Here is a 19,904-nt window from a genome sequence, read left to right as displayed (position 1 = left end):
AAATAAAAAAGCATGGCTTACATTTTAAAAGGAGATAAAAAAAGGAGATTTTAACTGAAATGAAAACAGATATTAAATATATTGTAAATGAAAATGCGAGAAAAGCAGATGCTGAGAACGCATCTGCGGCATTTATGAACCGTGAAGTAGTGGAAAAGGTAAGAAATTTTCATAAGAGTTTCCCAGAGTATGAAGTAACTCCACTTCACAGCTTAGATAAGTTGTCCAAACAATTAGGTGTAAGCCATATATGGGTGAAGGATGAATCGTATCGATTTGGACTTAATGCTTTTAAAGTATTAGCTGGTTCCTATGCTATCGGCAAATACTTGGCAGAGAAATTAAACGTCGATATTTCAGAGCTCTCTTTTGAAAAACTAAGAAGTAAAGAAGTGAAAGAGAAACTTGGGAGTATTACGTTTATAACAGCAACGGATGGAAATCATGGAAGAGGCATCGCTTGGGCGGCAAACCAGCTAGGACAAAAATCAGTCGTATTAATGCCAAAAGGGTCTTCGGAAATAAGATTAAACAATATACGAAAAGAAGGAGCAGAAGCTTCTATAACAGATCTTAACTATGATGATACAGTTAGGCTGGCGAGTCAGAAGGCTGAAGAAAATGGCTGGGTCTTGGTACAGGATACGGCCTGGGATGGATATGAAAAGATTCCAACCTGGATTATGCAGGGGTATGGAACGATCCTGGATGAAGCAGTGGAGCAGATTACTGAAGCTGGTCAGGACCGCCCGACGCATGTGTTTTTACAAGCTGGAGTTGGTTCTTTTGCAGGCAGTATGCTCGGATATCTAGAAGAGAGATTTGGAGAGGAACGTCCTATTACAGTTATAGTCGAACCAGATAAAGCTGATTGTCTATACCAATCTATTAATGTGGGTGATGGGAAGCCTCATTCCGTGACTGGCGCTTTGGATACGATTATGGCAGGTTTAGCGTGCGGGGAGCCTAGTACCACTTCTTGGGGTGTTTTAAAAGATTATGCAGAAATCTTTGTCTCATGTCCGGATCATGTGACCGCACGAGGTATGCGAATTCTTGCAAACCCATTGGGCAGGGACCCTCAAATTGTTTCGGGTGAATCTGGTGCAGTTGGTTTGGGATTAGTTTGTCTAGTGGCTGATAATTTGGCGCTCAATGATATGAAAGAAACATTGAACCTGAATCAAGATTCGAAAATTCTTATTATCAGCACAGAAGGTGACACTGATCCGGATCATTACAGAAAAGTAGTATGGGACGGGGCCTATCCATCAGTTTAATAATTGTTAATAGATTATGAGAGGGTGAATGAATTTGAACAGTGATAATTTTGAAAGACAGCTTACTGAGTGGAGGCACTATCTTCATGCGCATCCTGAGAGCGCTTTTGAAGAAAAACATACATCTGAATTTCTAGCTGTAGTCTTAACAGATATGGGATTAGAGGTTCACAGAAATATTGGTGGTACTGGAATCGTTGCTAATCTTACAGTGGGCGATGGGAAAGGCATTATAGGTATTCGATCTGACATAGATGCTATTAATCTTACAGAGGTGGGGAAACATCCATACACCTCCCAAAATCCAGGTAAAATGCATGCGTGTGGTCATGATGGACATATGGCCACTGTATTGGGTGCAGCCAAGTTATTAACAGAGCGGAAAAATTTTAACGGGACAGTTCGATTTATTTTTCAACCTGCAGAGGAAACAGGTAAAGGCGCTTTTGCCATGATGCAGGATGGACTTTTTGAACGATTTCCAGTAGATGAGATTTATGGAATGCACAATATGCCAGGCATGCCTGCTGGTTCCATTTCAACACGGGCGGGCGGAATTATGGCGAGTGAAGATAACTTTGTGATCCGTATTAAGGGACAAGGCTCACATGCTTCAAGTCCTCATATGGGTAAAGATCCGATCGTTATTGCGTCTGAAATTGTTCTTGCTTTGCAAACCATTATTTCCCGTAATATGAACCCAAATGTTCCTGCAGTCATTTCGTGTACTGAGTTTATTACAGACGGGATTCGCAATGCGATTCCTACGAATGTAGAAATTAAAGGGGATACTAGAAGTTATACAACAGAGGTACAAAAGCTGCTGGAAGAACGGATGCGGACTATTAGTGAGGGTATTTGCCAAATAAATGGAGCGGAATGTCAATTTGAATATACCCATGAATTTGCACCAACGGTTAACTGGGCAGATTGTGTTGAAATTGCCGTAAAAGCAGCCCAAAATGTGGTCGGCGATAATAATGTGGATGGAAATTGTCAACCGTGGATGGCTTCTGAAGATTTTGGTGCGTTTTTACAGAAAACCCCTGGCTGTTTTGTATTTATAGGCAATGGTGACGATTCTGAAGGAATAGGCAATGTTCCACTTCATAACTCAAGCTATGACTTCAATGATAAGATCCTTACAATTGGAGCGGAATATTTTGCAGAGTTAATTAAAGTCCGTTTGCCAAAATAAATATTTTTATATTTTTATGCTAGTTATATTTGGTACTGAATTTAGTTAGGGTCTTGGCATTATTTTTCTGAGACCTAGTTTATAATTGAATGTTGATTTCACTGTGTTTGAAAAATAAACGGCAAAATTCCGCTTAAATTGGGAAATACCCGTATTTCCTTAAAAATAAAGGAAGATTTTCCGTTTATATGATCCAAATCTTTAAATTTTGTCTTATTTAGAGCAGTTAATCGGAATTTCTCCGCTTATATCTGCTTCTTAAGCTTCCTCTATATACATTAGCCGGAATTTCTCCGCCTATGAATTCTCATACCTACACGAAAATCAACAATGAATCATAACAGAGCCAAAAATTATAAGAAAACGATTCCAAAATAGAATAAAAAATGCCGCAATCTTCTGATAAAAACTTTTATATTGAATTGGCCTTGTTTTAAATTAATGTTGAAATTTGATATAATTTCGAGAATATATGAATGGCCAATGTTTGTAAAGGAGACCTGAGGTATGACTGAATTTTGGGAATCAAGTTTTATAGAAAATCAAATGATGTGGGGATTTGAACCTGCAGACTCCGCCATCTTAACAAAGGACTTTTTCCTTGAAAAGAAAGTGAAGGAAATATTGATTCCTGGTATTGGCTATGGCAGAAATGCAAAGGTTTTTATAGATAACGGAATAAATGTAACAGGTATTGAGATTTCAAAAACAGCAATTGATTTGGCAAGGCAAAACGGGCTTAATTTTACTATTTTTCATGGTTCAGTAACCGATATGCCTTTTGAAAACAAACTTTATGATGGTATATTTTGTTATGCGCTTATTCATTTATTGAATCATCGTGAGAGAGAGAAGTTTATTAATGATTGCTATAATCAGTTAAAGCCAAACGGATATATGATTTTTACTACTATTTCTAAAGAAGCCCCAATGTTTGGAAAGGGCAAACAACTGGGTAAAGACTATTTCGAGACAACGAATGGAGTAAATATGTTTTTTTATGATGCTGACTCGATCAAACAAGAATTTGGAAAATATGGACTGATAGAAATTTCGGAAATTGTTGAGCCACATAAGGATAAGGAAAATAAACCTCCATTTAAATTTTTAATGGTCAAATGTCAAAAAGGACTTTAATTAGACAAGATGTTTTATTTTTAAAGGACAAAATGAAAAAAATTACCCTTAGGAAAAATATAAAAGAAGGAAGTCTTGGGCAGAGACTTCCTTCTTAATGGGTAGGTAATTCATATGCTTGTAATGCAATGGCTTACATTAAGATATGCTTGACTGTTTTTTCTGACAAGGCTAAATCCTATTTAAAAAGAAAAAACTAAAGAATAATTGACCGTGTCTGAATTTATCAGCGCGGTCTTTTTTGTTAGGGTATTGGGGGATGGTCACTGAATTAGTCTATGATGAATTGCACTTCATGCTTCCTCAAGATGATGAAACATCTTCTGTTTTCTATGTAAAAGGTGCAAATGTCTATTTGACAAAAATAAAATAGCAAACAAAAGGTCAACTTCTTCGATTCGTCCGAAGAGTTGACCTTTTGTTTTTTTAGAAAACCCTAAATTTATTTGGGTTCTAATCTAATCAATAAAAGCAAGATGCACCAACAATGATTAAAAGAATGAACAATACAACGATTAAAACAAAAGTGCCGCCGCCATAGCCAAAACCGCCATAGCCATAGCCGCCAAATCCGCCACATCCGAACATTATAAAATCCTCCCTTTCATTGAATTTAATAAACGGACTTAGTAATAAAAGCCGCCATAGCCACCGTATCCGCCGACAAAAGAAGCACCGACGATAATTAAAAGGATAAACAATACAACAATCAGCGCAAACCCAGCGCCGTATCCTGCACCATCTGTCATCCAAATCCCTCCCTTACTTTTCGGTAGTAATAAAGTATGTTGAAAGTAAAAAAGCGGGAAAGGCTTTCATCCATTTTTTTGAGATTGTTATTAAGAAAAGGGAAGAATGTTTTAGCTGATCTAAAATATCCAAAAGTTGATTGCTTGGTTATCCGTGTTTTGGCAGTATGTTTTAAATGAATCAAAAGAGGAATTTAGGGATAGAACGCTAATTTTTATCATTAAAACAAAGTTAAATATGGGAGTGTTTTCATTGATAAAATTTTTTGAGTATAACTGGAAAGTAAGGGATGAATGGTTTGACTGGTGCAATCAATTAGCTACTGAAGAGTTATTAATAGAACGCAGAGGTGGTGTAGGAAGTATTTTAAAAACCCTTTTTCATATTGCTGATGTGGAATATAGTTGGCTTCGTGGTATTCAGGGAAAGGAAGATGTAGTTTTTCAGTTTGAAGATTATCATTCACTTGCAAAGGTTAAATCACTTTCAGATCAATTACGAAATGAAATTGCTGAATTTTTAGAACTACAACCTATATCTGCTAATTTTATTGGAAAAGAGTTAAAATCTGCTCATTCTTATTGAAGTACCGAGGGCAAAGTTATCAAGGACCAAATCCGAGGTCCTTGATTCATTTCCACCTGCTTTATTGGTGCGAAAGTTGAGTTAATATCCTTAACTAATGTGTTTTTTTAAGTCACGAAGCATGTAAGATTTATTTTTTGCTTTTTGTTTTGTGACTTTGTTTTTCAATAATTTCCCATTTAACATTGTTGGTAAACTTATACCAATAAGGATGACTACGATCCCCGCTATCTGTATCGTAGTGACAGTTTCACTTAGTAATATCACGGACACCATCACCGCGATTGGCAATTCAATAGCACTCAAAATGGATGTCATGCCTAATCCAACTTTAGGAACGGCAATAGTAAATAAAAACACCGGAATAATCATGCCAAATAACCCTAATGCCGAACCATAAATCCAAAGTCCTTCGTTAAACAAAGTACCATTCCAAATAATCTCTGGAGATTGAAATGCAGCAGACATCATAAAAGCAAAGAAAGAAACAAACACTAAACGGCCTGAAGTATTCATACTTGCGGTTGCCCGACCGTTTACAAATAAAAATAGTGAATAACAAAAGGCTGCCGCTAACCCCCAAATCCACCCTTGCAAAGGTATTTTTGTTAAATCAACATCAATCAAACCGGCTGCCGGAATGGTTCCCAAAACCAATAAAAGTAAAGAAATAAATTCAATTCGAGTGGGCAGCTGACGCTTTGTTATACAGGAAATCAGCATACCGATCCATGTAAATTGAAATAGGAGAACAACTGCCAAAGAAGCTGGTAAATAGTTCAGTGAATGTCCATATACAATATTTGTCAATCCAGTTAAAATGCCTGCAAAGATAAGCATTTTAACTCCTTTAAAGCTTATTTTTGTTCTGCTTGTCATGAAATAAATACTCATAGCAATGCAAAAACCAATAAAGAATTGACTTGTAACAGCTTCCGATGCTGAAAAACCGCTATTCATTGCCAGTTTTATAATCGTTGAAACTACACCATAACTACTCGCGGCCATAATAACCAAGAGAGGATACAGATACTTCTTCATATTCTACCTCCTCCAATATTTTTTTATCTTTTTAAAAAGTCAAAACTACTATTATAAAGCAAAGAGCGACTATTTTTTACAAATCTATAAGATTACTTTTTAAAAGTATAGTATATAATTAAGTAGTTTACAAACGTTTGTTTAATCTGGAAACTATTGTTTAAAAAGGATGAGGTTAACACTTTTTTATAATTCCAAATGGGCTTGTGCAAACATTGCTTGGAAGGCTGGTTGTATTGCTTATATCTTCCATATACCTTACAATTTCGTCATATACCTATTTTTTTCTTTATATTTAAAGGAGGAGTTTGATATGCCAAGAAAGGCTTTTAGTGCATCTGGAGCTGTTGCTGTTGGTCCTTACTCACATGCAATTGAAGCGGGAGATTTAATCTTTCTATCTGGGCAAACCCCAGTAGACTCAAAGACTAGAAAGCTTGTAGAAGGTGATATTGCTGAACAGACAAAGCAATGTTTTAAGAATCTATTCAATGTATTGGAAGCAGCAGGTTTAACTCCTGATCATGTTAAAAAAGTGAATGTATTCTTAACTGATATGAATAATTTCTCAGCAATGAATGAGGTTTATTCTAAACAATTTTCTGAGCCATATCCTGCTCGTACAACTATAGGTGTGGCATCCTTACCTCTTGGTGCACAGGTTGAAATCGAGATGATAGCTAGAAGATAAAATTCAGGTAAAAAGGGCTCTATCAAAATAGCTAGAGCCCCATAAACCTTTCCTTTTTCTTATTGAACACACGAGGCAGGATTGTTTAAGAACATAAAAGAATATGTAATATAGCGTAAAATTAACATATAAGAGGTGTATCAGATGTTTATAAGACAGCCATTTGATGAATTTTTAGGTTTGAAATACAAAAAGATTGATGATAATAATTTGCAAATCATGTTGCCAGTTCAGGATCTATTCATTAATAGTGCAGGTGTTATACATGGTGGCATTATTTCTTCATTGGCTGATGTAGCCGTATCAAACTTGTTACCAGCAACTGAAGACGGTATACAACAAGCTGTAACCGTTGATTTAAATGTTTCTTTTTTGAAACCCGCCACTGGTACATACTTGATGGCAAATGCCAAAATTGAAAAACAAGGCAAAACTTTAATACATACGGAGTGTTCGATTTATAACGATAAACAAGATATTGTAGCAAAATCTAAAGCAATCCTATTTCGCACAAACCTAAAATAAGCCCACAAGAAGCCCAAGAGGGCTTTTATTTATGAATCCATTTTGGTTGTTTTAATCGGGTGCTTTCTTTAAAGAAGGCACCCTTTTTATTCATTTTGAATTTAGGATTTTAATTGCAATAAAAGCACCTTTGAAAAGTTAGTACAACAACATTATGAAAGAATCTACCGTACGGCCTATCTTTACGTACATAACGAAGAAGATGTTTGGATGTTGTCCAAGAAGCAACCTATCAGGCCCGGTTTGATTTAGGCCTGCAGGTAAATGATGTTACTCAAAAAGGTGGGAAATTGGTAATAGATTATCAACTTACAGGGCTTCCGAAGAATTTGAGTCAGGGTAAACTTGAAACGATTAACCATAATTTAGAATACCTTTTCTGGTTGGTTGATAAGGAATATTTAACTAAATGGATAGTCAATTAAAATTAACAGTAAGATTTCTCTAATAAGTTTTCATCTCCACAAATTTTTCGATGAGGATTAAAAAAATAATAAAAAGATGGTAACGTATCATTATCTGAAAATTTAAACAGGTGTTGGATGGGGATGGAGGAAAAAGGAATGGAGTTTGACGTAATTGTGGTAGGTGCCGGACTTGCCGGGCTAGTAGCAACGGTGGAAATCGCTGATGCCGGGAAAAAAGTGCTGCTCTTGGATCAAGAGCCCGAAGTTTCTATGGGTGGACAGGCTTGGTGGTCGTTCGGTGGTCTGTTTTTAATAGATTCCCCGGAGCAGCGGCGGATGGGGATTAAGGATTCCAAAGAGCTAGCCTGGCAGGATTGGCTGGGAGCGGCTGGATTTGACCGAGAGGAAGACGAAGATTATTGGGGACGAAAATGGGCGGAAGCTTACATTGATTTTGCGGCGAGGGAAAAGCGCGCGTGGCTGCATGAGATGGGTGTACGCTTCTTTCCGGTTGTAGGCTGGGCCGAACGCGGCGGCTATCTTGCTGATGGGCATGGAAACTCGGTCCCACGCTTCCATATTGTCTGGGGAACAGGCCCCGGTATTGTTGAGCCATTTGAACGTCGTGTCCGTGAGCACATGAAAAATGGGCTGGTTCAGTTTCTTCAGCGTCATCGGGTGGACAATCTCATAACAAGTAATGGTGCTATTACAGGCGTAAGTGGTTCTGTTCTTGTCCCTAGTTCCGCCGCCCGCGGGGAGGACAGCAGCAGGGAAGTTGCAGGCAGCTTTGAATACAGTGCCCATGCCGTATTAATTTCAAGCGGCGGTATTGGTGGCAACCACGAATTGATTCGAAAAAATTGGCCAAGCAGTCTTGGCGAGCCTCCTAAACAAATGCTTTCAGGCGTACCGGCGCATGTTGACGGCCGGATGCTCGCCATTACCGAGGAAGCTGGCGGCAGAATTGTCAACCGCGACCGCATGTGGCATTACACGGAGGGCATCAAGAATTGGAATCCGATTTGGAGCAAGCATGGTATTCGGATTCTGCCGGGGCCTTCCTCCATTTGGCTGGACGCTCGTGGTCAGCGTTTTCAGGCGCCAAACTTTCCGGGCTTCGACACATTGGGCACCCTTGAAGCCATCAAAAAGACAGGCTATGATTACTCCTGGTTTATTTTAACGAAAAAAATCATTAAAAAGGAATTTGCCCTATCCGGTTCCGAGCAAAACCCTGATTTAACGGGAAAAAGCATTCGTAAGGTGTTAGGCAGAGCAATTGGCGATGCACCTGCTCCAGTAAAAGCCTTTATGGACAAAGGGGAGGACTTTGTCATTGCGGATAACTTGGCTGACCTCGTCAAAGGAATGAATAACCTGACAGGGGAAAATTTATTGAATCTCGCGGATATCGAACGCCAGATTCAGGCACGGGATCGGGAAATCGATAATAAATTTACGAAAGACCTGCAGATTACAGCGATGCGCGGGGCGCGTCAATATATCGGAGATAAGCTAATCCGGGTTGCTCCGCCGCATAAAATCCTCGACCCGAAAAACGGCCCGCTGATTGCCGTCAGGCTGAATATCGTCAGCCGGAAAACACTGGGCGGGTTGCAAACGGATTTGTCAGGAAGGATTTTGAATGAATCGGGCAATCCTGTTCCAGGTCTTTACGCTGCCGGTGAGGTATCAGGATTTGGCGGCGGTGGTATCCACGGCTATCGTGCTCTCGAAGGGACCTTTTTGGGCGGATGTCTGTTCACTGGCCGTGTTGCGGGAAGGGCCATTGCTGCAGAATTAACATAGATTAATAGATGGATAGGGACGTCTTTACGAAAAGGTAGAGACGTTTTTTTGTATGTATAACGAAATTTTCAATTATTTTTCATAGAAAATAATACTAAAGTAATAGCTGCATAAAAAAATATGTATAAATGGCTTATAGTTTCTTCAGTAAAAAAATTATATAACTAAATTAATGAATATTATTGAGGTGAGTCTATTGAAGCAAAATACGCATGTTAGATACAAGGGAAAAGATTACGAAATTATCTACAGGTATACTTCCGGTTATTGCGAAATAAAAGAAATAGACTCTTTATATACTGTGGAATTAGTCCATATTACGGAACTAACGATTGCTAGTTAAATAAAAGTAAGCGTTGACAAATTTTAAGTCCACCTATATATTCTTATTAAGTTAATGAAAGTGACGGAGAATTGGAGACTCACACAATTGCTATAGCTGTAATTGCGTGAGTCTTTTTTTATAAAAATTGTATTAATGGGAGTGATTGCGGTGGCTATGCAGACAGATTTTTCTTTTCAAACAACTGATGGCGTGGAAATCTATGCTAGCAAGTGGGTGAAGGGGAGCGAGGAAAAGCCTCGTGCCATTGTACAGCTTTCACATGGTATGGCCGAGCATATAATGCGTTACGATAGGTTTGCAAGGGAATTGGTTTTCCACAATATATTTGTCTACGGAAACGATCACCGCGGCCACGGTAGAACCGGTAATCAGACAAACAGTATCGGATATTTTGCCGAAGAGCAAGGATTTGAAAAAGTAGTCCAAGATATGCAAACACTGACAACCATCATCGAAAAAGAAAATCCAGATGTGCCGGTTTTTTTATTCGGGCATAGTATGGGTTCTTTTCTATCAAGACGCTATATTCAATTATTTGGAGACAGGCTAGCTGGGGTGATTCTTTCCGGCACAGGCGACGACCCAGGTCTTCTTGGGAAAATCGGCAAAATGGTTGCTTCTAGGGAGAAAAAAACGAAAGGAAGCAGGGCACCGAGTCCTTTGATGAATAATTTAACCTTCGGAAGCTATAATAAAGCGTTTCGTCCAGTCAGGACAGAGTTTGATTGGTTAAGCAGGGATGAACAAGAGGTTGATTTATATTTGGCCGACCCGTATTGCGGCGGTGTTTTTTCAAGTGGCTTTTTCCATGATCTGCTTCTCGGCCTGGAAACCATCAATAAACCTGAAAACATAAGGTCCGTTCCATCCACGCTGCCTATTTTCATTATTTCCGGAAGTAAGGACCCGGTTGGCGCGAATTCAAAAGGTGTCATCAAAACTTATAATGCCTATAAACAGGCCGGGCTGGCTGATGTAAGCTATAAATTATATGAAGATGCCCGCCATGAACTATTGAATGAGACCAATAGGGACGAAGTTCACGCGGATGTTGTGAACTGGATTCATAAACTTATTTGATAAGTCCATAATTTAGTAACTGGTCCCGTTCCCTATCGCAAAACCCGAAAAAACAGCCGAATATGCAAACCAATTTGTACCGTGTTTTGTACTAAAAGAAATGGCTCAGTTCAACTATACTGAGCCATTTCCCATCCACTAAAACTCAAATTTTACAGGTCTTAAAAATAAATCTTTTAATGTTTCTTCTGCATTTTTATTCTCAAATATGATCTCAAATAACGCATTACAAATTGGGAGTTGAACGTCATACTGCTTGGATAATTCCATCAATGCCCTTACAGTTGCAACACCTTCTGCTAATCTTCCAAATTCTTTTCCTTCTACTAATAACTGACCGAATTTTCTATTGTGACTATGTTCAGAGAATAACGTTGCTTCAAAATCTCCCAGATGACTTAATCCATATACAGTTACATCATTTCCTCCCATTGCTCTAACTAGCCGAGAGATTTCCCTTGTTCCCCTTGCCATAAGTGAACCTTTTAAACTGCTATAATTTAACCCATCCAACATTCCTGCTGCTATACCCATTACATTTTTTGCTGCAGCACCAATCTCATTCCCAATAAGGTCTTGCCCATAGTAGAACCTAATTAAATCACTATTTAACTCTTGGACAATTTTTTTGGTTACTTCAATATTGTCAGAACCGATAACCATACAGTTTGGTATATTACTCACGAAATCTTGTACGTGCCCAGGTCCAACCCATACTGCAGTATTTACATTTTTTCCAACCTCTTCTCCAAATACTTGGGAAAGTCTTTTTCCACTACTAGCTTCTAACCCCTTCATACACAAAATAAAGGTTTTACCTTGTATTGTATTTAATGTACTTAATTGATTTGCAAATGAACGTAATTCTTGCGCACAAATGGAAATAATTATTATTTCTGCAGATGATATAGCTTTTTCTAATGAATTAGTTAGTGCTACATCCTCTGGTAAAGATAGATAGTCATTTTTTCGAGTCTCTTTTAATCCAATAAAATTCCTGGAGCTTTCTCTCCCCCATAACATAACATTGTGCCCAACTTTATTAGCATACCAAGCTAAAAAGGTTCCCCAACGCCCACAACCTAAAACTGAAATATTCAATATTTCACCCTCATTTTTTTAAAATTCATCATTTACTCTTTTAAAATTGCCCTTCCATCTCTTGAATCTTTACTCTCCATCATCTCAAAGCCCATGCGAAGGCAAGATTTGAATCGCTTATCTCTGGCTTTGCAGAGTCTCTTTTCATCATCTTTGAAAAAAATTCGACAAAATTCGTGTTTTTCTCTTGACGATAGTTTGTGAAATATGTAATATTATAAAGGTCGGATTTGTTCAAAAATATTTCACACTTTTTAATATGCGGGTGTAGTTTAGTGGTAAAACCACAGCCTTCCAAGCTGTTGTTGTGAGTTCGATTCTCATCACCCGCTCCATTACATAGTAACCAACGCAGTGTACCGTTTCGCAAAGAACGTTGCGCTGCGTTTTATTATTTTTCCTTAGGAATTCCCGAGAATCCGATAGGAAGCTTCCCCGCCATGTATTTGAACAAACATGTTCATTAATGATTCTGTTAGCTTTTTGGCGTTTTCCAAATCAGTTGATGGTCTTAGGTAAATGATTTGCAAAGCATTTTTAGTTGCGGTGGTGACGGCAGATCTTTCAGAATCGACAAATGGACTTCCAAACGGTCCGTTTGCATCAGATGTTAAAATAAGTCGCTCGAGAGAATTGCTTCTGCCGTTTAATCCTATATAATACTCGCCCGCTCTTCCAATACGGATTTCCACTGGTTCCTCCAATAAATCCCTATCATAAAGGCCAATCGGCACCTGATATTGCAACGAGAAAAAATTATATAAGTCAACCGCACTCTGCCCGGAGGCAAAGTAATTTTGCTTTTTTACTCTTCTGAACAAAGCTTCGGCCGAATGGCGATACCGGTTCGGATCCTTCCCAGTCTTCTTAAAAACATTCCGCCATTCCTGGATTCCGGGAAGGTCGGTGACACTTTTTTCTTCCAGGTCAAAGAAAATTGATTCTTGAAAAAGCTGAAGCCGCCCTTTTAGCATCTGCGGCGACTCGCCCACTGTTATATTGCTATATTCGATTACCCCGACTTTAAAATTGGGTATCAGTTCTGTTAACTCTGTTGAAACCTGAATTTCCAACGTTTCCACCTCCAAAATTTCCTTAAAATAGTTTATCATAGATAGATGGCTGATAATAATTTTATTACTTCAAATAGATAAATACAGGGACGAAGGGAGGTACAAATAAATGGACATTCAGACATTAAAACAAGAAATCATAGCTTACAGCAAAGAAATCGGTATCGATAAAATTGGTTTCACGACTGCTGACCCATTTACGGAATTGAAAAACCGTTTAATCCGCCAGCAGGAACTGGGATATCAATCAGGATTTGAAGAGCCGGATATTGAAAAACGGACCACTCCTGCATTAATAATGAATGGTGCTCAGTCGATTATTTCGATCGCGTTAGCATACCCTTCAAAAATGACATACCGTGTGGAGAGCAAAAAGGGGGAAAGGCGGGGGATTTATGCCCGCGCTTCGTGGGGCCAAGATTATCATCATATTATTAAAGACCGTCTGCAGAAGCTTGAGGAGTTTATTTTAATGAAGGTTCCAGAAGCGCAGCTGAAATCGATGGTCGATACAGGCGAGCTCTCGGACCGGGCTGTCGCCGAGCGGGCGGGAATTGGCTGGAGCGGAAAAAATTGTGCCATTATTACCCCGGAGTTCGGTTCGTATGTTTATTTAGGAGAAATGATTACGAGTATTCCATTTGAACCGGATTCTTTAGTCGAAGACCAATGCGGCTCCTGCACGAAATGCCTTGAGGCTTGTCCGACGGGAGCATTGATTCAAGGCGGACAGATTAACGCGCAGCGTTGTGTTTCTTTTTTAACCCAGACGAAGGGATTTATTCCTGACGAGTTCCGCGAGAAAATCGGCAATCGTATCTATGGCTGCGATTCCTGCCAGACCGCGTGCCCGCATAACAAGGGAAAGAACTTTCATTTTCATGCTGAAATGGAGCCGGACCCAGGGGCTGTAAAACCGCTGTTGAAGCCTATTTTAAAATTAAGTAATCGCGAATTTAAAAATCGCTTTGGCTATTTGGCAGGATCCTGGAGAGGGAAGAAGCCGATTCAGCGGAACGCCATGATTGCGCTGGCCCATTTTAAGGATGAGACGGCAGTTGATGATTTAATTGAAGTTCTGGAAAACGAGGCAAGTCCCGTTGCGAGAGGGACAGCGGCCTGGGCGCTTGGCAAAATTGGAGGGGACTCTGCAGAGGCAGCATTAGTAAAAGCGTTGGACCATGAAGCAGATATCGAAGTGCGGAATGAGATTGAAAAAGGGTTGAATTTTATTAAATGAAGGAAGAGCAGATAAATGGTTCTGCTCTTTTTACCATTTCCTCGTAAAGTAGACTGAACTGGTTAAAATAGCGCCTTTATTTTAACCGTCCTCATGAAATTTGAGGTGTCCTGGTCAAAATAGGGCCTGTTATTTTTCCCGTTTCATCAAAATAAGAGGTGGACCCGTCAAAATCGTTCCCGCAATTAGGGAAATTTACCCCATTAATTAAATACCCCTAACGAAAATTGTCAAACTCTTGATTTTATCCCGCTTCCTTTCATATGTATGAAAGTGAAAGGAGTGAAAAGCCAAATGCGTGATGCCCTTCAGAAGCTTTTTGATTTCAGGGTCCAGCAATTCGTTGCTAATCCAAACCAGCGAAATGCCAAAGACTTTTTTTCAAAAGCCGTGCAGAAACGGGATACTCTCTCGAAAAGGTCAGCAGAAATCGTCAAGGTGAAAGCGTCCGGGAAAATTCTTACCACCACCGATGAAGACGATTTCCAGCAGGTGAAATACCTTGCCCATTATCAATATTTAATCAAACAAAAAGGAAGTTTATATCTTGAGGAAGAGACCGAAGAAAGAATGGCAAAGTTTTATCACGGGGCTTTAATTATGGATGAAGAAATCCACCCGCCATTATATCAGGAGTATCAATCCGAAAACCAGCCCCCATCCGAAGTAGTGCCCCCAGAACCCAATGAAGAACGAATCCGCTACCAATACAACCGACTCCAAGCTGTCCAATACGCGGAGCGCTGGTGGAACAGCTACAATCCCGCCTATAAAAAATTTGAAAACGACTGTACCAACTTTATCTCGCAATGCCTTCATGCCGGGGAAGCTCCAATGCGGGGCTATCCAAACCGCGGCACAGGCTGGTGGCTGCGAAGCCATAATTGGAGCTACAGCTGGGCAGTGGCCCACTCGCTCAAAATGTATTTTGCGCAATCCAAGCTTGGGTTAAGAGCACAAGTGGTATCAAGCCCCGACCAGCTAACATTGGGAGATATCATTTGTTATGATTTTGAAGGGGACGGCAGGTTTAATCATAATACGATCGTAACGGGCAGGGATGCATACGGGATGCCGCTCGTCAATGCCCATACGTACAACAGCCGGCAGCGGTACTGGGCATATGAAGATTCCTCCGCCTATACGCCAAATATTAAGTATAGGTTTTATTCCATAATAGACGGCTAAGGCCCCATTCTTGAAAAAGTGGTATAATAGCTTTTAGAGTTTTTTAAGAGGTGAAATTCATGTCAGTGCACGTTGTCCTATACCAGCCAGAAAACCCATCCAACACCGGGAATATTGCGCGCAGCTGTGCTGCCACCAATACTAACTTACACTTAATCGGGCCATTAGGTTTTTCTTTAGAAGACAAAATGCTGAAAAGAGCGGGGCTAGACTATTGGGAATTCGTTAACATGGTTTACTACGATTCTTTAGATGAATTTTATGAAAAAAATGCAGGCGGCGAATTTTATTATGTAACGAAATTCGGAACGAAGCCGCATACAACCTTTGACTACAGCGACACCACTAAAGATTATTATTTTATTTTCGGTCGCGAAACAACCGGTCTCCCAAAAGCGGTCATTGAAAAAAATAAGGACGCAGCTTTAAGGATTCCGATGAATGACAAGGTTCGTTCATTAAACCTGTCCAATACCGCAGCGATCCTCATTTATGAAGCACTGCGCCAGCAAAACTATCCAAACCTTAAATAAAAAAAGACTGCCGGAGCAGTCTTTTTTTATTTATTCGAACCTGGTTTGTCGTTGAATCCTGCAGTGAAAATAGCTGATAAAAATGCGATCATAACTAAAATGATTAGAAAAGTACCCATTATGTATATCCCCCTTCTTTAATCAAGTTTTCATTTTATACACATATAATTATTATAGCCTAACTTCCAAAAATGAAAAGGGCAAGTTGGTGAAAAAAGAAAAAGAAAAAGAGTAATACGTCTTGGTTACGCATGTTCGATTGTTAAGGTGCATAGAGTATATTAATCGTCTCTGATTAAACTACAGGGGGAGGGCCTTATGGACATTTTAAAAAAAATCGAGAGATTTCGTGAAGAAGAAGAGAAACTTCGCTGGGAAGGAACGTTTGCCGATTATTTGGAGCTGTTAAAGGAAAAGCCATGGGTTGCACAGTCCGCACATTCTCGAGTTTATAATATGATAAAGGATGCCGGAATCGAAGAAGTTAACGGGACGAAGAAATATAATTTCTTTAGTAATCAGTTATACGGCCTAGAGGAAGCATTAGAACGATTAGTAGAGGAGTATTTCCACCCTGCAGCCAAACGTCTTGATGTTAGAAAACGGATCTTGCTGTTAATGGGACCGGTCAGCGGAGGAAAATCCACACTTGTAACCATGCTGAAAAGAGGTTTAGAAAAATACTCACATACGGATCGCGGCTCTGTATTTGCCATTAAAGGGTGCCCAATGCATGAGGATCCGCTCCATTTGATTCCCCATCATCTAAGGCAGGATTTCTTTGACGAATACGGAATCAGGATTGAAGGCAATCTTTCCCCATTGAATATGATGCGTTTAGAGCAGGATTACGGCGGCAGAATTGAAGATGTTCTGGTAGAAAGAATCTTTTTCTCTGAAGATAAGCGAACCGGGATTGGAACCTTCAGTCCATCTGATCCAAAGTCTCAGGATATTGCCGACTTAACAGGAAGCATTGATTTTTCAACAATCGCTGAATTTGGTTCAGAGTCTGACCCGCGTGCTTACCGTTTTGACGGGGAATTAAATAAGGCTAACCGCGGGATGATGGAATTCCAGGAAATGCTGAAATGTGATGAGAAATTCCTCTGGCATTTATTATCGTTAACCCAAGAGGGGAATTTCAAAGCGGGAAGATTTGCGCTCATCAGTGCCGATGAGCTTATTGTCGCCCATACCAACGAAACCGAATACCGCTCCTTCATCTCCAACAAGAAAAACGAGGCCTTGCATTCACGGATTATTGTAATGCCAATTCCGTATAACTTAAAGGCTTCCCAAGAAGAGCGGATTTATGAAAAAATGATCCGTGAAAGTGATGTTTCCGATGTTCATATTGCACCGCATACGTTAAAGGTAGCATCCATGTTTACGATTCTTACCCGATTAAAGGAACCGAAAAAAGGCGATATCGATCTCATTAAGAAAATGCGCCTTTACGATGGCCAAAGTGTCGAAGGCTTTAATTCCGCCGATGTGGATGAACTTAAGAAGGAATATCCGGATGAAGGAATGAGCGGAATTGACCCTCGTTACGTCATCAACCGAATTTCCTCAACCATTATAAGAAAAGAAGTGCCGTCTATTAATGCATTGGATGTATTGAGGTCATTGAAGGATGGTCTTGACCAGCATCCGTCAATTACCGCTGAACTGCGCGAGCGCTATATGAATTATATCTCTTTAGCACGTAAAGAGTATGATAATATTGCGAAGAAGGAAGTTCAAAAAGCATTCGTATATTCTTATGAAGAGTCTGCGAAAACGCTGATGGATAATTATCTCGATAACGTCGAGGCTTATTGCAACAAAGCCAAGCTGCGCGATCCGTTAACCGGGGAAGAAATCAATCCGGATGAAAAGCTGATGCGTTCGATTGAAGAACAAATTGGCATTTCGGAGAATGCAAAGAAGGCCTTCCGTGAGGAAATCTTAATTCGAATTTCTGCTTTTGCAAGGAAGGGTAAACGGTTCGATTATAATTCCCATGACCGTCTTCGTGAAGCGATCCAGAAGAAGCTGTTTGCCGACTTGAAAGATGTAGTGAAGATTACCACTTCAACCAAAACGCCGGATGAGCAGCAGCTGAAGAAAATTAACGAGGTTGTCGCCCGCTTAATTGATGAGCATGGATACAATTCAACATCCGCAAATGAACTATTACGGTATGTCGGCAGTTTATTAAATAGGTAGGGTTAAAAGACTGGTGGATGTTATTCTGCCAGTCTGTTTTTTTCACTTAACTTTGAAAATTGTCCAGCTACAGCGCCTAGGGCTCGAAGGTCTACAGCCAATCCGTCAAGAAGGCTAAAAAACAGCCTTCTCGCCGGCTCGTCTGTAGCCTTGCGCCCCTGGTCAAGGCGCATCCGTTTTTCTTTTCGGCTCGTCCATTTTCATAGGCGAACGAACCAATTGTCAAAATAATTTGTAAATTATTCTCCCTTTCTGCATAGGATAAAGTAATCCATATTTCTCTTCATTTTTCCATTCTCGTTATTGTATGTTTTTTGATAAAAATGTGTGATTAATTGAAAGATTTCATTTTAAGGAGGGGTTTTCAATGTCTGTAAATAACCATCAATTTGTGATTTCGAAAGAAGATTGGTCCCTCCACCGTAAAGGCCACGATGACCAGCAGCGCCATCAGGAAAAAGTCCAAGAGGCTATTCGCAATAATTTACCAGATCTAATTACAGAAGAGAGTATTATCATGTCTAACGGTCGAGATGTGGTAAAAATTCCGATACGTTCTTTGGACGAATATAAAATTCGATATAATTATGATAAAAACAAACACGTGGGCCAAGGTGACGGTGAGAGTCAAGTAGGGGACGTTGTGGCGCGTGATGGATCAAACAGCGGCCAAAAAGGTCCAGGCAAAGGGCAGGGTGCCGGCGACCAGGCGGGAGAGGACTATTTTGAGGCGGAGGTTTCTCTAATGGAGCTTGAAGAAGCCCTTTTCAAGCAATTGGAGCTGCCAAATTTAAAGAAAAAAGAAGACCAGGAACATCTCGTTGAAAACATTGAATTCAACGATATCCGAAAAACAGGGCTGATGGGAAATATCGATAAAAAGCGGACGATGATGACTGCTTTTAAGCGGAATGCGATGAGCGGGAAACCGGCTTTCCATCCTATTTACAAGGAAGATTTGAAATTTAAAACCTGGAATGAAGTGGTGAAGCCGGATTCTAAGGCTGTGGTGCTAGCGATGATGGATACAAGCGGTTCGATGGGAATATGGGAAAAGTATATGGCACGCAGTTTCTTCTTCTGGATGACCCGTTTCTTACGGACAAAATATGAAACGGTCGAAATTGAATTTATTGCCCACCATACCGAGGCGAAGGTCGTATCTGAGGAGGACTTTTTCTCGAAAGGGGAAAGCGGCGGAACGATCTGCTCCTCTGCTTATAGAAAAGCTCTTGAGATTATCGAAACGAAATACAATCCACGCAAGTATAATATTTATCCATTCCACTTTTCAGACGGAGATAATCTCACATCAGATAATGCGCGCTGCGTAAAGCTGGTGGAGGAATTAATGAAAGTATCCAATATGTTTGGCTATGGAGAAGTTAATCAATACAACCGTCACTCTACTCTAATGTCCGCCTACAAAAACATCAAAGATGAGCATTTCCGCCACTATATCCTCAAGCAGAAAGCAGACGTATTCCACGCTATGAAAAGCTTCTTCCAAAAAGAGGAGAACGAAGTATTTGCATAAAAAAAGGCAGGTGCCGACACCTGCCTTTTTTCGTGCAACGAGATGTAGTGGGTTTTTGAATTATCCAAACAATTAAAATTTTCCTTTAAATTTTGACGAATTTGTGATAGTGTAATCTTAAATAAAGGATTTCCTGCAACAAATAATATAAATGAAGGATTACCTT

General features: G+C 39.8%; 18 protein-coding genes, 1 tRNA gene and 1 pseudogene. 15 read left to right on the top strand and 5 right to left on the bottom strand.

Annotation, left to right across the window (positions count from 1 at the left end):
- Positions 1 to 59: 59 nt before the first annotated feature.
- The 3 genes from dpaL to KHA99_RS07785 all read left to right on the top strand — a co-directional run bounded on the left by dpaL (position 60) and on the right by KHA99_RS07785 (position 3,615).
- Positions 60 to 1,280 (top strand): diaminopropionate ammonia-lyase, encoded by a 1,221-nt coding sequence (dpaL, locus tag KHA99_RS07795; RefSeq protein WP_213116816.1) that lies wholly within the window; start codon positions 60 to 62, stop codon positions 1,278 to 1,280.
- Positions 1,281 to 1,308: 28 nt separating this feature from the next.
- Positions 1,309 to 2,478, top strand: coding sequence for a M20 aminoacylase family protein (locus tag KHA99_RS07790; protein ID WP_213116815.1), 1,170 nt, complete (start codon positions 1,309 to 1,311; stop codon positions 2,476 to 2,478).
- Positions 2,479 to 2,985: 507 nt separating this feature from the next.
- Entirely contained in the window at positions 2,986 to 3,615 is a 630-nt protein-coding gene (locus KHA99_RS07785; RefSeq protein ID WP_213116814.1) for a class I SAM-dependent methyltransferase, read from the top strand.
- A 462-nt stretch (positions 3,616 to 4,077) separates the two neighbouring features.
- Here the strand turns inward: KHA99_RS07785 and KHA99_RS07780 are convergent, their stop codons facing one another.
- Positions 4,078 to 4,203, bottom strand: coding sequence for a YjcZ family sporulation protein (locus tag KHA99_RS07780; RefSeq protein WP_213116813.1), 126 nt, complete (start codon positions 4,201 to 4,203; stop codon positions 4,078 to 4,080).
- 38 nt (positions 4,204 to 4,241) lie between these two features.
- Positions 4,242 to 4,364, bottom strand: coding sequence for a YjcZ family sporulation protein (locus KHA99_RS07775; RefSeq protein ID WP_213116812.1), 123 nt, complete (start codon positions 4,362 to 4,364; stop codon positions 4,242 to 4,244).
- Between the two features lie 253 nt (positions 4,365 to 4,617).
- Here KHA99_RS07775 and KHA99_RS07770 point away from each other — a divergent pair, with 253 nt between their 5' ends.
- Positions 4,618 to 4,950, top strand: coding sequence for a DinB family protein (locus KHA99_RS07770; protein ID WP_213116811.1), 333 nt, complete (start codon positions 4,618 to 4,620; stop codon positions 4,948 to 4,950).
- Between the two features lie 90 nt (positions 4,951 to 5,040).
- Here the strand turns inward: KHA99_RS07770 and KHA99_RS07765 are convergent, their stop codons facing one another.
- Positions 5,041 to 5,991, bottom strand: coding sequence for an EamA family transporter (locus KHA99_RS07765; RefSeq protein WP_213116810.1), 951 nt, complete (start codon positions 5,989 to 5,991; stop codon positions 5,041 to 5,043).
- 313 nt (positions 5,992 to 6,304) lie between these two features.
- Between KHA99_RS07765 and KHA99_RS07760 the strand changes: the two genes are divergently transcribed.
- The 5 genes and pseudogenes from KHA99_RS07760 (at position 6,305) to KHA99_RS07740 (ending at position 10,852) form a co-directional block, all read left to right on the top strand.
- Complete coding sequence (locus tag KHA99_RS07760) at positions 6,305 to 6,682, top strand: RidA family protein (protein ID WP_213116809.1); 378 nt, start codon at positions 6,305 to 6,307, stop codon at positions 6,680 to 6,682.
- 144 nt (positions 6,683 to 6,826) lie between these two features.
- Positions 6,827 to 7,207 (top strand): PaaI family thioesterase, encoded by a 381-nt coding sequence (locus KHA99_RS07755; RefSeq protein ID WP_213116808.1) that lies wholly within the window; start codon positions 6,827 to 6,829, stop codon positions 7,205 to 7,207.
- Positions 7,208 to 7,413: 206 nt separating this feature from the next.
- The gene (locus KHA99_RS07750; RefSeq protein WP_213116807.1) at positions 7,414 to 7,632 is read left to right on the top strand and encodes a hypothetical protein; all 219 of its coding nucleotides are present in this window, start codon (positions 7,414 to 7,416) and stop codon (positions 7,630 to 7,632) included.
- 72 nt (positions 7,633 to 7,704) lie between these two features.
- Positions 7,705 to 9,426, top strand: a pseudogene (locus KHA99_RS07745) (FAD-binding dehydrogenase); the annotation flags it as partial.
- 499 nt (positions 9,427 to 9,925) lie between these two features.
- The gene (locus KHA99_RS07740) at positions 9,926 to 10,852 is read left to right on the top strand and encodes an alpha/beta hydrolase (RefSeq protein WP_213116936.1); all 927 of its coding nucleotides are present in this window, start codon (positions 9,926 to 9,928) and stop codon (positions 10,850 to 10,852) included.
- 138 nt (positions 10,853 to 10,990) lie between these two features.
- Here KHA99_RS07740 and KHA99_RS07735 read toward each other — a convergent pair whose 3' ends face one another.
- Positions 10,991 to 11,953, bottom strand: coding sequence for an NAD(P)H-dependent glycerol-3-phosphate dehydrogenase (locus KHA99_RS07735; RefSeq protein WP_213116805.1), 963 nt, complete (start codon positions 11,951 to 11,953; stop codon positions 10,991 to 10,993).
- 261 nt (positions 11,954 to 12,214) lie between these two features.
- On the opposite strand from KHA99_RS07735, the gene KHA99_RS07730 reads away from it, so the two are divergent.
- A tRNA-Gly gene (locus tag KHA99_RS07730) sits at positions 12,215 to 12,288 on the top strand.
- A gap of 66 nt (positions 12,289 to 12,354) precedes the next feature.
- Here the strand turns inward: KHA99_RS07730 and KHA99_RS07725 are convergent.
- Entirely contained in the window at positions 12,355 to 13,026 is a 672-nt protein-coding gene (locus KHA99_RS07725) for a B3/B4 domain-containing protein (RefSeq protein WP_213116804.1), read from the bottom strand.
- Between the two features lie 109 nt (positions 13,027 to 13,135).
- Between KHA99_RS07725 and queG the strand changes: the two genes are divergently transcribed.
- The 5 genes from queG (at position 13,136) to yhbH (ending at position 19,738) form a co-directional block, all read left to right on the top strand.
- Positions 13,136 to 14,266, top strand: a complete 1,131-nt coding sequence (gene queG, locus KHA99_RS07720) for a tRNA epoxyqueuosine(34) reductase QueG (protein ID WP_213116803.1) — start codon at positions 13,136 to 13,138, stop codon at positions 14,264 to 14,266.
- Positions 14,267 to 14,560: 294 nt separating this feature from the next.
- Complete coding sequence (locus tag KHA99_RS07715) at positions 14,561 to 15,454, top strand: amidase domain-containing protein (protein ID WP_213116802.1); 894 nt, start codon at positions 14,561 to 14,563, stop codon at positions 15,452 to 15,454.
- Positions 15,455 to 15,513: 59 nt separating this feature from the next.
- Complete coding sequence (gene trmL, locus KHA99_RS07710) at positions 15,514 to 15,987, top strand: tRNA (uridine(34)/cytosine(34)/5-carboxymethylaminomethyluridine(34)-2'-O)-methyltransferase TrmL (protein WP_213116801.1); 474 nt, start codon at positions 15,514 to 15,516, stop codon at positions 15,985 to 15,987.
- A gap of 318 nt (positions 15,988 to 16,305) precedes the next feature.
- Complete coding sequence (locus tag KHA99_RS07705) at positions 16,306 to 18,201, top strand: PrkA family serine protein kinase (RefSeq protein WP_213116800.1); 1,896 nt, start codon at positions 16,306 to 16,308, stop codon at positions 18,199 to 18,201.
- 367 nt (positions 18,202 to 18,568) lie between these two features.
- The gene (yhbH, locus tag KHA99_RS07700; protein WP_213116799.1) at positions 18,569 to 19,738 is read left to right on the top strand and encodes a sporulation protein YhbH; all 1,170 of its coding nucleotides are present in this window, start codon (positions 18,569 to 18,571) and stop codon (positions 19,736 to 19,738) included.
- Positions 19,739 to 19,904 lie beyond the last annotated feature (166 nt).

It is taken from the genome of Neobacillus rhizophilus (assembly GCF_018343535.1).
In the GTDB taxonomy this organism is placed as follows: domain Bacteria; phylum Bacillota; class Bacilli; order Bacillales; family Cytobacillaceae; genus Neobacillus; species Neobacillus rhizophilus.
The sequence above is the reverse complement of the archived record's forward strand: the minus strand, read 5'-3'. Positions and strand labels throughout refer to the sequence as shown.